Below are 14,838 nucleotides of genomic sequence, written 5' to 3'. Positions count from 1 at the left end.
CGGTGGGGGCTCAGCCGGGCACGCTCCGCGCCCGCCGCCCGGCCGGGCGGGTCGCCGCGGAGTGACGGGGCACGCCGCCGCCCCGCCGCTCCCCCCGCCCCCGGCTCAGGTCGTGTACTGGGAGTTCAGGCGCACGTATCCCTCGGTGAGGTCGCAGCCGTAGACGGTGAAGCGGCCTTCCCCGATGCCGAGGTCGATGCCGATCACGACCTCCTCGTTGCCCTTCAGATAGGCGGCCACCGACTCGCGGCGCCGGTCCTCGTCCGGCCCGGGCGGGTAGACGCCGATGTCACCGAACCTCACGGTGACGTGCTCCGGGGCGATGTCCAGGTCCTCCTGGCACTTCCCGATGGCCATCACGACCCGCCCCCAGTTCGGGTCGGCTCCGTGGACGGCCGTCTTGACCAGCGGGGAGTTGACCACCGTCTTCCCGACCCGCTTCGCCTGCGCCGTGTCGCGGGCGCCCTGGACCTCGACCTGGATCAGGGTGGAGGCCCCTTCGCCGTCGGAGGCGATCATCTTCACCAGTCCCAGTGCGACCGTGTGGAGGGCCTGTTCGAAGGCCTCGGGGTCGACCGGGCCGGCGAGCCCGTTCGCGAAGAGGGCGGCGGAGTCGGAGGTGGAGGTGTCGGTGTCGATGGACACGGCGTTGAACGTGGTGTCCATGACCCGCCTGAAGACCGCCGTCAGTGTCTCCCCGTCCAGCTCGGCGTCGGTGACGAAGAAGGTCAGCAGGGTCGCCATGTCGGGTTCCAGCATGCCGACGCCCTTGGCGATGCCGGTCAGGGTCGCGTCGCCGATCCGTGCGGTCAGGCACTTCGGGTGGGTGTCCGTGGTCATGATCGCCCGTGCGGCCGCCTCCATGTCCCCCGACCCGGCCGACGGCGGCCAGGTGAGCCCGTCCAGGTGACCGACGATCCGCTCCATGGGGTACTGGCGCCCGATGACCCCGGTGGAGGCGATCAGCAGTTCGTCGGGGGCGATCCCGAGGGCGCGTGCGGTGGTGTCCCGCACCACGGCGGCGTTCCGCGTCCCCTGCGCGCCCGTGGCGACATTGGCGTTGCGGGCGATGACGACCACACCGCGCGCCATGCCGTCCTCCACCGCGGCGCGCGAGAGGGCCACGGACGGACCGGCGAACCTGGACCGGGTGAAGACCGCCGCGGTGCGGGCCGGGACGTGCGAGGCGATGACGCACAGGTCGTCACGCCCGTCGTCGTCGATTCCGACGGGGGCGGTGTGGATGTTGAATCCGCGGGGTACGGCGCCGTGCATGGCGAGATCCGCCTTTCGATATCGGTTCGGGCACCCGAGTGGTGTGCGACGACGGGGCGGGCAGGAGGCCCGCGGCCCGTCGCCCCATGCCCTTGGTACCAGACGACGCGTGCACCGCACTCCCGCAAACGTGCGCCGGGTGGCCGGTATGCGCCCCTCCCGGCCGCGTCGGGGGCGGCCCCGCGGGGCGCCCGGACGCTCGCCCGCCCGCTACGCGGAGCCCTCGTCCACGACCGACAGCACCGCGTAGTCGTACATCCCGTATGCCGGGGACATCCTGACGTTCGCGGCCCTCCCTCCCCGGAACACGACCGATTTGACGTACATGTAGGGGCACATGACGGCCTCGTCCATGGCGGCACGGTCCACGGCGGCCCAGATCCGGGCCCGCTCCTTGTCGTCGCGCGTCGCCGCGCCGGCGTCGAGGAGCGCGTCGATCCGCGGTGAGGCGAGCTCTCCGAGGTTCTGGTTCCCCCTCTCCTTGATCGCCCGCGAGTCGGCGATCTGCTGGAGGAAGCCGTAGCCGTCGGGGAAGTCGGCGGCCCAGCCGAACATCACGATCCCGATCCCGTGCTCCCGTACGTACCCGGGGACGCCGACCGCCTTGGTGAAGTAGTCACCGGAGGAGAACGGGATAACCTCGGCCCGGATGCCGACGCGCGCCAGCCCGCGTGACAGGGCGAGCGCGGCGTTCCACTCCTTGGTGCGGTCCTCACGGGCGGCGATCCTGGTGGTGAATCCGTCCGGGAGGCCGGCACGTGCCAGCTCGCGCCGGGCCGCCTCCAGGTCCCCCGTGCCGTCGGGGCCGACCGGGTAGCGGTCGAAGGGGTCGTACCCCACCACGGAGGCGGGCAGGAGGGTGGTGGCGATCTCCCCCGCGGCGTCGCCCCCGTAGGCGGCGAGCATCGCCGCCTTGTCGGTGGCGTACTGCACGGCGCGCCGGGCGTGCACGTTCCTCAGCGGGCCGATGTTCTGGTTGAGGCAGTAGAGCCAGACGAAGCCCGTCCGCGGGTTGTCCACCCGCTGCCGCAGCTCCGGATCGGACAGGACCAGTGCCTGGGTCTCGGGCTGCACTCCGACGCCGGCGAGGTCGATGTCCGCCTCCCCGTCGAGCAGGACGCGGTCGACCTCCGGGCCGCTCATGCCGAGCCGGACCGTGATCCGGTCCGGCAGGCCCGTCCGTACGGGATCGGTCGCGGCCTCCCAGTGCGGGTTGCGGCGGAGCGTGAGCCGGACGCCCGGTGTGTAGGTGTCGATGCGGTACGGGCCCGAGGACACCGGGTGGCGGTGGTACTCGGGGAAGCTGTCGCGCTCACGCGGCACCGCTATCGTGGTGGGCAGCGCGGCGAGGTAGTCGAAGGCCGCGAAGGGCTCGCGCAGCCTGAAGACGATGGTGCGGTCGTCCGGGCACTCCATCCCCCCGGGACCGGTGAGGTACTGGCGGAAGTACGCGGGGCCCCCGCGCGTGACCGGCGCGCCGTAGACCTCCTCGGGGTAGGCGGCCCGCAGCACCGCGTACCTCACGTCCTCCGACGTGACGGGCGTGCCGTCCTCGAACCGGATCCCCTCCCGCAGCCGGTAGGTCCAGGCGCGTGAGTCCTCGGACGCCTCGCCGAGTGCCTCCGCCAGGTCCGGCACGAGGCGCGGGCCGCCCTCCGCGTCGGTCGTGTAGCCGACGAGCGGACGCCCGATGAGCCGGATGAAGTTCCAGGTGTACGCGTAGTACGTGTCGGCGGGATCGAGCGAGTCGAAGTCGTCGGTGCGGACGTATCTGAGCGTCCCGCCCCGGTGGTCGGACGGGTTCACGGTGTCGTGGGCTTTCTCGTTCGGTGCCACGGGGGTCCCAGCGCCTCTCTCGTCGTACGGGTGGTGTGGAAGGCTCGTGCGCCCGGCCTAGCTCTCCCCGTCCGCGTCCGGCGGCCGGCGGATGCTCAGTTCCCACATGCTCCGCGTGCCGGCGTGGGCGAACCCGAAACCGGCGTTGATGCGGAGCATGTGCGCGTTGTCCGACGCGTTCCAGGTGTCCACCTGGGCCAGCCGGGGCTCGGCGGCCCTGCACACGGCCAGGTTGTGCGCCTTGACCAGCAGTCCCAGGCCCCGTCCCCGGTAGGCGGGGTCGACCACGGTGACGGCCTGGAGTGCGTTGTCCGGGTTGCTCCGCGTCATGGACAACGCGGTCCAGGCGGCCATCTGCCCCGTACGGGTGTCGATGACGCCGCACTGGTAGGCGCGTCGGCCGCGGGCGATGCGCATCCGCTCGAAGTCACGGATACGGCTCACCGCGCTCGGCTGGGGTTCCCAGCCGAGCTGTCCGGTGGGGGCGTCGGAGGAGAGTGTGGCCTCCAGCCGGGCGGCCTGCACCACCAGGTCCTCGGGAACCGTCGATCCCCAGAAGCGGAGACTCAGGGGTTCGGGGAGCGGGGCGGGGGCGGGTGCGGCGTCGACTTGGAGCCGCAGGTGCTGGAAGGAGGCGAGGTGCCTGGCTCCCAGGCCGGCGGCGAAGCGGTGCCCGGGGGTCGCCGCGGGGTCGCCCGGCCCGGCGTCCCCGACCAGCAGGACGCGCGAGCGGCCGTGAGCGGTGGCGCGCTCCCGGACGAACTCCGCGACCCGCGCCCCCACGCCCTGTCCGCGGAAGGCGGGGTGGACGAGGAGGACGCTCGCGGTGACGGTCCCGGAGTTCTCCTCCAGCGGGAACTCCAGGCGCAGGGACGCGACGCAGTGCCCGTCCGCGTCGTAGGCCGCCCACTCCTCGATCCCGGTGGCCGGAGGGGCGACGGAGAGGGAGCCCTCCAGGTCGGCCGGGCAGGGAGGGGGGAGATGGGGGAGGTCGGCGGCGTGTCCGGCCAGGCGCAGGTCGTGCACGTCACCGACCGCACGGCGGTCGGCGGGGTCGACGGCGGTGAGGGATATCTTCATCGGGCCACTCCCATCGCCTGGACGTCGTACAGACCGAACGCGGGGTGCACGTAGGCATCGGTGACGTCGGGGTGCCGGTAGTGCAGTGTGCGGTCGTGGGCCATCGGGAGGATGACGGCCCGCTCCATGACCGTCTCCTCGACGCGTTGCCAGAGCCGGCTCCGGGCGACGGGGTCGGCGAGGGCCTGGGCCTCGTCGATGAGGCGCCGGACGAGCGGGTCGTCGAGTTCGGCGAAGTTGAAGTTGCCGCCGCCGCGCTTGATCTGGCGTCCGTCCACCAGGGGGGCCAGGAAGCCGTACTCGGTGGGGTAGTCGGCCCCCCAGTCGGTGACGCCGAGGCCGAGACCGAGAGCACGCACGGTCTCGGGGTGGCCCAGGCCGGAGCGGTAGTACGAGGCGGTGTCCAGGACTTCGACGTGGGCGCGGATACCCACCCGGGCGACGGCGTCGGCGAGGGTCCGGGCGACGAGCTCGAACTTGCCCGGCTGGGTGGCGATCCTGGTCTCGAAGCCGTCGGGAAGTCCCGCGGCGGTCAGTTCGGCGCGGGCGGCGGCCAGGTCGCCGGTGGAGTCCGCACCGCAGGGGTAGCGGTCGCGGCCGGTGTGGGAGGGCAGGGTGGGGGGGATCAGGCTGGTGGCGAGCGACCCGCCCACCCCGTCCCCGCCGCGTGCCTCCAGGAGCGCGGCCTTGTCGGCGGCGTAGAACACGGCGCGTCTGGCGTGGACGTCGCCGAAGGGGGGCACGCACGTCTGCACGGTGATGTACTGGAGGAAGCCGGTGGCGGGGTTGTCGGCCCGGGCCCGCAGCGCGGGGTCGGCGAGGATCACGTCGCGTGCGGCGTGCTGGATGCCGCGGCCCTCGACGTCGATGTGGAACTCGCCGGCGATGAGGCGGCGGTCCATCTCGTCGACGTCCACTCCGAAGGTGACGGTCATCTCGTCCGGCAGTGCGGGGCGGACGGGGTCGGTGGCGCGGTCCCACATCGGGTTGCGGACGAGGTGGAGGAAGTCTCCGGCGCGGTAGTGGCCGATGCGGTACGGCCCGGAGCACACCGGCGCCTTCTCGTAGTCCCCGCGGGTGTCGTGACGGGCCGCGACCGGTGCCGTGTTGGGCTGCGCCATCACGTAGTCGAAGTCGGCGAACGGCCGCTTGAGGCGGAAGCGGAGAGTGCGGTCGTCCGGGACCTCGACGGCCCGGCAGCGCTGCCCGCCGTAGGGGCCCCGGTAGCCGCCGTGGTCGAGCAGGTCGAGGAGGTAGGTGGGGCCGCCGGGGAGGGTGTCCTGCGCGAAGACGCGCTCCACGGCGTGGGCGACGTCCCGGGCGCGGACGAGCTCACCGGTCTCGAACCGGACGCCGTCGCGTATCCGGTACGTCCACGTCAGACCGGAGTCCGACACCTCTCCCGGGCCGGTCGCCAGGTCCGGTACGACCCCGGGGGTGACCGGATCGGTGCCGAAGGCCATGAGGGTGCGGTGCATGGTCCGCTGCAGCAGCCAGGACCACACGTAGTAGGTGCGGGCGGGATCGAGCGAGTCGACGTCGGCCGAGGCCACCATGGCCAGTCGGCCTCCGGGCCTGCCGCCGGGGTTCGCCACGGCCCTGACGGCGCCGTTCCAGCCGGACATCAGCTGAGCTCCTTCACATACAGGTACTGCGCGGAAAGGGAGCATCCGCGGGACACCTTGGCGTCCGTGGAACCTATGCCGTAGTGGACCGTCCTGACACCGTGTCGCGGAGCGTGGTCGGCGAGCGTGTAGTACAGCAGCTCGTAGTAGAGGGGCAGCTTGCCCACGGCCTCGTAGTCGAAGCCGGCGCGGTGGGCGAACCAGGCGCGGTCGTGGGAGAGGACCAGGGCGAAACCCACGACGCTCCCGTCCAGTACGGCCCTGGACACGAGCGCGCCGTCGCCGAGGCGCTCCGCGGCGGCCCGCAGGACGGCCTCGGAGCGTTTCGGGTCCCAGCCCGTCATGCCGTACTTGGCGAACAGCTTCGTCTCCAGGGCGGCGAGCCGGGGGATGTCGGCGGCGTCCAGGGGGGCGAGGGTGATCCCGACGTCCGAGGCCTCGACGCGGCGCCGCTCGGCGCGCACCCGGCGCGAGCGCCGGGCGGGGAGCGCCAGGGCGTAGTCCATGAAGCCCTCGCCGGGCAGGGCGAGGGAGGCGAACTGCCCGGACAGGTGGGAGACGTATCCGCGTTCGCGGAGCACGTCGCGCTGGATCCGGTCGGACGCGTCCACGTACGGCAGGCAGATCGACCGGCATCCGTCGCGGGAGGCGAGGCGCTCGGCCTGTTCGAGGACCTGGTGCGCCGTCTCCGCGCCGGCGCCGGGGCGCAGCATCAGCCGGGTCCGGCCCAGGTGCCGGCCGCCGCACATCATCGACGGCATGAGGCGTTCCACCTCGCCGAGTCCGGCGAGGACCCCCGCGGCGCCGTCCATGCCCTCCTCGGCGCAGTGCCGGATCAGCAGATCGGTACGGCCCAGCGACCAGGGGGAATCACGGGTGGCCCGCACCATCGGCAGCGCCGCCAGCACACGGTCGTCCGCCCGGGCGGTGAGATACCCCATCCACGCTCCGGCGGAGTCCTGCAGAACACGCATCCAGTCGGGGCGGAGGAAGAAGTCCTCCGCCCCGACGAGCGCGTCCCAGCCGGCTTCGCGCGCCTCCTCGGGCGTCTGCCATTGGTTGATCACAACTCCACCGCTCACAGAGCAGATGCTCGGGCGTGGTGGTCTCCGCCCACTCTCGACGCACTCCCTGATAGCCGCTGGAGAGAAGGGCGAGAGAGCTCCGCCGCAGGGTTCTTCCTGCCTTTCGTCGTCCCGTGAACAGGAGATCCCTCCCATGTCCCGTGTATCCACCGGCCCGAGTGGGCAGCCGACCACCGCACACGCCCTCCTCAAGCGCCTGCGCGAGCACGGTGTCGAGAAGGTGTTCGGTGTCGTCGGCCGTGAGGCCGCCTCGATCCTGTTCGACGAGCAGGACGGCATCGAGTTCGTCCTGACCCGCCACGAGTTCACCGCCGGGGTCGCCGCCGACGTGCTGGCCCGCATCACCGGCCGCCCCCAGGCGTGCTGGGCCACCCTGGGGCCCGGCATGACCAACCTGGCCACCGGTATGGCCACCAGTGCCCTCGACCGCTCCCCGGTCGTCGCGATGGCGGCCCAGTCGGAATCGCACGACATCTTCCCCAACGACACCCACCAGTGCCTCGACCTGGTCAGGATCGCCGAGCCGGTCTCGAAGTACGCCGTCGAGCTGCAGCGCCCGCGCGAGATCACCGACCTGGTCGACTCGGCCGTCACGACCGCGATGACCGAGCCGGTCGGCCCCTCCTTCATCAGTCTCCCGGTGGACCTCCTGGGCTCCTCCGAGGGCATCGACCTCGACGAGGACCACGGTCCCGCGCTCACCCCCGGCAAGCCGATCACCGCGATCCAGCCCGGCTGGGAGGAGCGCGCGGACCAGGCCGTCGCCCTCCTGCGCGAGGCCGCCAACCCGGTGTTCGTCGTCGGCGCCGCCGCGATCCGTGCCGGAGCGGTGCCCGCGATCCGGGCACTCGCGGAGCGCCTCAACGTCCCCGTGATCACCACGTACATCGCCAAGGGCGTGCTCCCGCACAAGCACGAGCTGAACTACGGCGCCGTCACCGGCTACATGGACGGAATCCTGTCGTTCCCCGCGCTGGAGTCCCTCTTCGGCCCGGCCGACGTCATCCTCACCCTGGGCTACGACTACGCCGAGGACCTGCGCCCCTCGATGTGGGAGCGGGGCAGGGAGAAGCGGACCGTCCGGGTCTCCCCGACCGCCAACCCCGTTCCGCGGATCTACCGGCCGACGGTGGACGTGGTCACGGACGTGCTCGCCTTCGTCGAGCACCTGGACGCCGGCACCGCGGACGTGCGGCCGAAGGACCGGCACGAGATCACGGCCGTGCGGGAGCGGATCGGTGAACTGCTGTCCGACCCGAAGGCGTACGACGACGGCATGCGCGTCCACCAGGTGATCGACTGCATGAACACCGTCATGGACGAGAGCGCGAACGACAGCGAGGGGACGATCGTCTCGGACATCGGTTTCTTCCGGCACTACGGCGTGCTCTTCGCCCGCGCCGACCAGCCGTACGGGTTCCTCACCTCGGCCGGCTGTTCCAGCTTCGGCTACGGCATCCCCGCCGCCATCGGCGCTCAGCTGGCCCGGCCCGGTCAGCCGACGTTCCTGATCGCCGGCGACGGCGGTTTCCACTCCAACAGCGCCGATCTGGAGACCATCGCCCGGCTCGGCCTGCCGATCGTCACGGTCGTGGTGAACAACGACACCAACGGCCTCATCGAGCTGTACCAGAACATCGGACACCACCGCAGCCACGATCCGGCGGTCAAGTTCACCGGGGTGGACTTCGTGCAGCTCGCCCAGGCCAACGGTGTGGACGGGGCCAGGGCGACGACGCGTGACGAGCTGATCGCCGCGCTGCGCAAGGGCGTCGAGCTGGGCCGGCCCTACCTGATCGAGGTCCCGGTGAACTACGAGTTCGCCGCGGGCGGCTTCGATGCGCTGAAGATCTGACATGACCCAGACCGACCTTCCCGCAGCCTTCGGTTTTCTGGCCTCCGCCCACACCGGCGGAGGTCCGATCCCCACGGCGGTGTTCGCCACGCGCGGCCGGCACACCCGGTTGTCCGAGCGGTTGCGCGCGCAGACCGTGGACGCCGTTCTGGTCCATCCCGACGCCGGTCCGCGCGGGGCGCACGCTTCCGACGGGGACGTCCTGGTGCTGTTCGCCGGGGAGATCTACAACCGTGACGAGATCGACGGGACTCTGAGCTCCGCCTCGAACGCCTCGAAGGTCTCGGACGCCGAGCTGGTCTCCGCCCTGTTCGAGAAGTACGGTCCCCACGCGTTCCGGATGATCAACGGCCGGTACGCCGCGCTGCTCGTCGCGGGCACCCGCGTGCTGGCGGCCACGGACCACGCGGGATCGGTTCCGCTGTACGTACGCCCCGAGCCGGGGCACGTTCTGGCCGCCACCGAGGTGAAGGTGCTGGCTTCGGCCGGTGCGGCGGTCCGCGGTGCCCCGGTCCCGGGGGCGCGCCGTGTCCGGGGGCTTCCGGGGCTCCACCAGGTTCCCGCCGGGGCGGTGTTCGACATCCGTGCGGACACCGGTGAGGTGACGGTGCACCGGACCTGGACACCCCCGGCGCACCGGCTCCTGGCCGAGGAGGGCGAGGCCGTCAACAGTGTCCGCGCGGCGCTGGAGAAGGCCGTGGTCCGGCGCCTCCGCGGCGGCGGCAGGCCGCTGGTGGTCCTGTCGGGAGGAATCGATTCATCCGCCGTGGCCGCGCTGTCCGCCGGCGCGGCCCCGGCGGGAATCGACACCCTGTCGATGGGGACGGACGTCTCGGACGAGTTCCCCCAGGCCCGGGTGGTCGCGGAGCATCTGGGCTCACGGCACCGGGAGATCACCGTCGGCTCCGGGGACCTGCTGGCCCTGCTTCCGCACACCGTTCACGCCGCCGAGTCCCTGGACCCGGAGGTCATCGAGTACCTTCTGCCGCTGACCGCGCTGTACCGCCGGATCCACGGATCACCGCGGAGAGTACTCACCGGGTACGGGGCCGACATCCCTCTGGGCGGCATGCACCGGGAGGACCGGCTGCCGGACCTGGACACCGCGGTGGCGGTCGACATGGCCACCTTCGACGGGCTCAACGAGATGAGCCCGGTGCTGTCGGCGACGGCCGGCCACTGGTCCACCCATCCTTACTGGGACCGCGAGGTACTGGAGTTGCTGACCGTGCTGGAGGCCGGTCTGAAACGCAGGTACGGGCGGGACAAGTGGGTGCTGCGCACCGCCATGTCCGACCTGTTGCCCGCCGAGACCGTCAACCGCCCCAAGCTCGGGGTGCACGAGGGCTCCGGGACGACCACGTCCTTCTCCCTGCTGATCCGCCGGGCGGGCGCGGCGGAGGACGAGGTCGCGGCCGTCAAGGCGCGGGTCGTCCAGCGGTTGTTCGACCTGACCGTGGTGGGCCGTGTGCACCCGGACGATGTCGAGGTCGAGCAGATCATCGGGAAGATCCTGGCCGAGGGCGGACGATGACCACATACGAACGGTTCCGGGGCAAGCGGCTCGCCGTCGTCGAGTCGATGCTGCACGACGCCTTCTACTCCGGCATCCACCGCGTGCGGGACTTCGGCTGCGAGGTGTGGCTGCTGGTGCGGGGAGAGGAGTGGTACACCGGGGGCACGCGGCCGTTGGCCGAGCATCCGCTGGGCCGGGTCGACCGCGTGCTGCACGTCGACACGCACGACTGGCGGGCCGTGACCGACGCCCTCACCGACGAGGAGGGCAAGCCCCTGGTGGACGGGGTGCTGTCGTTCTCCGACTACCACACGGAGGTGACCGCCCGCGCGGCCGAGTCCCTGGGGCTGCCCTCCCAGGGACCGGAGGCGGTGCGCGCGGCCAACCACAAGCACCTGCTGCGGGCCGCACTGGACGGGGACCCGGCCAATGTGCGGTGGCGGCTGGTGACCCGCGCCGGGGAACTGGACGAGGCGATCGCCCATGTCGGGTTGCCCCTGATCGCGAAACCCCCCTCCGAGGCCATCTCCTACGGGGTCCGCAAGTGCGCGACCCGCGAGGAGGCGGTCGAGGCGTGGCGGGAGCTGTCGGGCATCCGGCAGTCCCTGCGGGGGCAGCCGCGCCCCGGGCACGTGCTCCTGGAGGAGTACGTGCGGGGCACCGAGATCAGTGTCGAGTCGATGACCGTGGGCGGAGTCACCCACTTCTTCGGCGCCACGTCCAAGTACCTGCACGGGCGGACCATGCTGGAGGAGGCCCACTCCTTTCCGCTCGCCCTCGAAACCGGTGTCTGGGACGGGATCCGGTCCTGCGTGGACCGGGCCCTGCGGGCGATCTCCTACCGGCAGGGCCCGGCCCACACCGAGGTGATGATCACCGAGGACGGGCCGCGCGTCATCGAGGTGAACCCGCGGCTGCCGGCCCACATGATCTCCACGATGGTCACCGACGTCTGCGGGACCAACCCCCACCTGGACGCGAAGCTGCTCGCCCTCGGTCTGGAGCACGTGCCCGAGGGCGCTCCCGGCCGGGGTGTGGCGGGGGGCGCCGCCGTGGTGGTGCTCTTCCCCGACGAGAGCGGCGAGTTCACCCGTATCGACGGCCTGGACGAGGCCGAACGGCTCGGTGCTTCGGTCCGCCTCCACCACGAGCCGGGCGATCTGGTCGCCGAGAGGCTGGACAACTCGGCCTCCGTGGGCTTCGTCTACGCGCACGGCCGCACCGCCGAGGACGCGCTGGCCAGGGCCCGGCACGCGGCGGGGCGCATCCGCATCCACACCCGGAGGGCTGCACCGTGAGCGGTCAGATCAACTCGAGTGTCTCGCCCCGGTACGCGCAGATCCCGACGTTCATGCGGCTTCCGTACGATCCGGCCCCCGAGGGGATGGACGTCGTCGTGGTCGGGGCCCCCTACGACGGCGGCACCAGCTACCGTCCCGGCGCGCGTTTCGGGCCCCAGCAGATCCGCTGCGAATCCGGGCTCATCCACGGGGTCGGCATCGACCGCGGCCCCGGTGTCTTCGATCTGATCAGGGTGGTGGACGGCGGCGACATCAACCTGACGCCGTTCAACCAGCACATCGCGATCGAGGCGGCGCGGGACCACCTGTCGGCGCTGCTCGCGAACAACTCGGCCTTCCTCATGCTCGGCGGCGACCACTCGCTCACGCTGTCCGCGCTGCGTGCCGTCCACGGCCGTTTCGGCCCGGTGGCCGTTCTCCACCTCGACGCGCACTCGGACACCAACCCCGCGATGATCGGCGGGGAGTTCCACCACGGGACGCCCTTCCGGCACGGCATCGACGAGGGGCTCGTCCAGGCGGACGCCATGATCCAGCTCGGTATCCGCGGACACAACCCCAGGCCCGACAGCCTGGACTACGCGCGCGGCCACGGGGTGCGCATCGTCACCGCGGACGAGTTCGCCGACCTGGGGGTGAAGGCCACATCGGACCTGATCAAGGAACGGCTCGGAGACCGCCCGGTGTACGTCTCCGTGGACATCGACGTCTTCGACCCCGCGTTCGCCCCCGGCACGGGCACGCCGGCGCCGGGCGGCCCCACCAGCCGGGAGGTGCTCGCCCTGCTGCGCACGGTGGGTGAGCTGAACCCGGTCGGATTCGACGTGATGGAGGTGTCGCCCGTCTACGACCACGCCGGGATCACCAGCGTACTGGCCACCGAAGTCGGCGCGGAGCTGCTCTTCCAGTATGCCCGCGCGCACCGGACCAAGAAGGAAGAGGAGAGGTAGCATGGCCATTCTGGACGCCACCGAGCACCAGGAACACCTGTCGTCGCTCGCGTCGCAGCTTCCCGCCGTTCCCCGTCAGGACATGTACGGCTTCCTGGACTCGGCGCACAAACTCGCGCAGCAGCTGCCGTACGAGATCAGCGACGCGCTCGACGCCTTCAACCGGGTCGGCAACGAGGACGGGTACCTGCTGCTCCGCGGACTTCCGGTCGAGGCGGACGACGAACTGCCCCCGACGCCGACGAGCACGCCGGCGCCCGTCGAGCGGGGGCGTCTCAACATGGAGGCGTTTCTCGCGATCATCGGCCGGCGCCTCGGCCTGCACACCGGATACGCGGAGCTGCGTTCGGGAACGGTCTTCCACGACGTGTACCCCTCGCCGGGCGCGCACCACCTGTCGTCGGAGACCAGCGAGACCCTGCTGGAGTTCCACACCGAGATGGCCTACCACACGCTGCAGCCCAACTACGTGCTGCTGGCGTGCTCCAGGGCCGACCACGAGCGCAGGGCCCAGACCCTCGTGGGTTCGATACGCAAGGCCGTCCGGCTCCTGGACGAGGAGACGATCGACCGGCTCCACGAGAACAGACAGCCCTGCGAGGTCGACGTGGCGTTCCGCGGCGGGGTCGAGGACCCGGGGGCCATCGCGCAGGTGAAGCCGCTGTACGGGCCCAAGGACGACCCCCTCCTGGGCTACGACCGTGAACTGCTCAAGCCCGTGGAGGGGCCGGACGCCGAGGCCGTGGCGAAGCTCTCCCAGGCGCTCGACGATGTCACCGAGGGGGTCTTCCTCACCCCCGGCGATGTCCTGATCATCGACAACTTCCGCACCACGCACGCGCGTACGCCCTTCTCGCCGCGCTGGGACGGCAAGGACCGATGGCTGCACCGGGTGTACATCCGCACCAACTCGTACGGCCAGCTCCCCACCGGTGGCGAGCGCGCCGGTGACGTCATCACCTTCACCCCGCGCCGGTAGGTCCGCCGCGAGGACGTCCCGTCCGCGGCAGGCCGGGCCTGCCGCGGACGGGACACCGGCATCGCCCCGGTCCGCGTCGCGGCGGAACACCACCGTCCGCGGCCGGAAGCCGGTGAGTCGCGGGTTTCTGTCGCGGAAGGGCTCCGGGGCCGTGAACGGACGGCCGGGGACCGGGAACCCGTTCAGGAACGGAGCGCGGACAACGCCGTGCGCGGGGGCGGCTGGTTCGTCACCGGCCGGGGTGCCAGCCTGCTGTCCTGGCGGAGGATCGCCTGGGCCAGGGTGCGCAGTCCGGGCCCCGGGTCGATGCCGAGCTCCTCGGCGAGGACCTGCCGCACGTCGTGGAAGACCTTCAGGGCGTCCGCCTGACGGCCCGAGCGGTAGAGCGCGAGCATGAGATCGGCGTGGAGACTCTCCCGCATGGGGTAGTGGTCGACGAGTTCGAGCAGGTCGGGGATGACCTCCTCGTGCCGCCCGAGCTGTAGTTCGAGAGAAGCCCGGTACTGCAGCGCGACGGCGTGTTCCTCCTCGAGCCGGGTGGCCCAGCCGCGCAGACCCTGATGTGTGATGTCCACGAGGGCGGGGCCGCGCCACAGCTCGTGGGCCGATCGCACGAGCCGCACCGCCTCGTCGAGCCGGCCTCGTCGCTGCATGGCGCGGGCGTCCGCGAGCTTCGTGCGGTAACTCGTCACGTCGACCGAACACAGCTCACTGTTCAGCCGGTATCCGGTGACACACGACTGAACCGCCTCCGCCGGGCCTCCGGCGTTGACGATGGCCGTCCGGAGCATCCAGATACCGGTCTGCACCTGGCCCATCGCGGTTCGGGGAGGCTTGTCGTACCAAACGGCTTCGATCAGGTGGTCGGTGGCGACGATGCGCCCCGGCTGAAGCGCCAGGGCGGCCAAGATCCCGCGCTGACGGTGGCCCGGCACGGTCACGGGTTCCGGACCGACTCCGACCTCGAGCGGGCCCAACACAGCGATGTGAACGGGTCGAGATGTGCCATCTCTGTCATCTGTGAACATCCTGGGATCCTTCACGTGGTGACGCGCGTCGACTTCCGGTCGGACTGTGCGTCAGAAGTAGACGGAAGGTGTAAGGGCCGTGTCAATGGAGGCATCTGCCTGCGGGTTGATTGGCTGATTTCGCTCAGAACTCCACGTTCGCTTCCGCGGCACCGGATGGCGGACACCCCTCACACAAGAGCGGACGCCCGGCACGGGACGCGGCCTTCGCGGGCCGGCGTCGCGGAGTCGGCGGGCACCGCACCCGTGTTCGCCGGTCCGGGCCGGGCCGGCCTGAGGAGCGGGCGGCGTTCCCGGCGGCGCCGGCG

Annotated in this window: 11 protein-coding genes; 5 read left to right on the top strand and 6 right to left on the bottom strand. The window is 71.5% G+C overall.

What is annotated here, in order from left to right; all coding sequences use genetic code 11:
• Positions 1-105: 105 nt before the first annotated feature.
• From argJ to AC2CJA_RS14610, 5 genes are all read right to left on the bottom strand, one after another.
• Positions 106-1,275: a bifunctional glutamate N-acetyltransferase/amino-acid acetyltransferase ArgJ gene (gene argJ, locus AC2CJA_RS14630; protein WP_484603133.1), complete on the bottom strand. Its 1,170-nt coding sequence runs from the start codon at positions 1,273-1,275 to the stop codon at positions 106-108.
• A gap of 210 nt (positions 1,276-1,485) precedes the next feature.
• A complete protein-coding gene (locus AC2CJA_RS14625; RefSeq protein ID WP_484603132.1) occupies positions 1,486-3,111 on the bottom strand; it encodes an ABC transporter substrate-binding protein in 1,626 nt (541 codons plus the stop codon).
• Positions 3,112-3,168: 57 nt separating this feature from the next.
• On the bottom strand, positions 3,169-4,191 hold the full coding sequence (locus AC2CJA_RS14620) for a GNAT family N-acetyltransferase (protein ID WP_484603131.1): 1,023 nt from the start codon (positions 4,189-4,191) through the stop codon (positions 3,169-3,171).
• Positions 4,188-5,816, bottom strand: coding sequence for an ABC transporter substrate-binding protein (locus tag AC2CJA_RS14615; RefSeq protein WP_484603130.1), 1,629 nt, complete (start codon positions 5,814-5,816; stop codon positions 4,188-4,190). The genes AC2CJA_RS14620 and AC2CJA_RS14615 overlap by 4 nt, the downstream gene beginning before the upstream one ends.
• A complete protein-coding gene (locus tag AC2CJA_RS14610) occupies positions 5,816-6,898 on the bottom strand; it encodes a GNAT family N-acetyltransferase (protein WP_484603129.1) in 1,083 nt (360 codons plus the stop codon). The genes AC2CJA_RS14615 and AC2CJA_RS14610 overlap by 1 nt, the downstream gene beginning before the upstream one ends.
• Positions 6,899-7,034: 136 nt before the next feature.
• Here AC2CJA_RS14610 and AC2CJA_RS14605 point away from each other — a divergent pair, with 136 nt between their 5' ends.
• Genes AC2CJA_RS14605 through cs1 form a run of 5 tightly spaced genes read left to right on the top strand, consistent with a single transcriptional unit; the run spans position 7,035 to position 13,502 of the window.
• Positions 7,035-8,756: a thiamine pyrophosphate-binding protein gene (locus AC2CJA_RS14605; RefSeq protein WP_484603128.1), complete on the top strand. Its 1,722-nt coding sequence runs from the start codon at positions 7,035-7,037 to the stop codon at positions 8,754-8,756.
• Position 8,757: 1 nt separating this feature from the next.
• Positions 8,758-10,290, top strand: coding sequence for an asparagine synthase-related protein (locus tag AC2CJA_RS14600; RefSeq protein WP_484603127.1), 1,533 nt, complete (start codon positions 8,758-8,760; stop codon positions 10,288-10,290).
• Complete coding sequence (locus AC2CJA_RS14595; protein ID WP_484603126.1) at positions 10,287-11,570, top strand: ATP-grasp domain-containing protein; 1,284 nt, start codon at positions 10,287-10,289, stop codon at positions 11,568-11,570. The genes AC2CJA_RS14600 and AC2CJA_RS14595 overlap by 4 nt, the downstream gene beginning before the upstream one ends.
• A gap of 53 nt (positions 11,571-11,623) precedes the next feature.
• The gene (gene speB, locus AC2CJA_RS14590; RefSeq protein ID WP_484603134.1) at positions 11,624-12,523 is read left to right on the top strand and encodes an agmatinase; all 900 of its coding nucleotides are present in this window, start codon (positions 11,624-11,626) and stop codon (positions 12,521-12,523) included.
• A gap of 1 nt (position 12,524) precedes the next feature.
• Positions 12,525-13,502: a clavaminate synthase Cs1 gene (cs1, locus tag AC2CJA_RS14585; RefSeq protein ID WP_484603125.1), complete on the top strand. Its 978-nt coding sequence runs from the start codon at positions 12,525-12,527 to the stop codon at positions 13,500-13,502.
• A gap of 182 nt (positions 13,503-13,684) precedes the next feature.
• Here the strand turns inward: cs1 and AC2CJA_RS14580 are convergent, their stop codons facing one another.
• Positions 13,685-14,437, bottom strand: coding sequence for an AfsR/SARP family transcriptional regulator (locus AC2CJA_RS14580; protein WP_484603124.1), 753 nt, complete (start codon positions 14,435-14,437; stop codon positions 13,685-13,687).
• Positions 14,438-14,838: the final 401 nt, after the last annotated feature.

Source organism: Streptomyces sp. ATLC9 (assembly GCF_057196705.1).
Note: the sequence above shows the minus strand (reverse complement) of the source record. Positions and strands in the feature narration are given on the sequence as shown.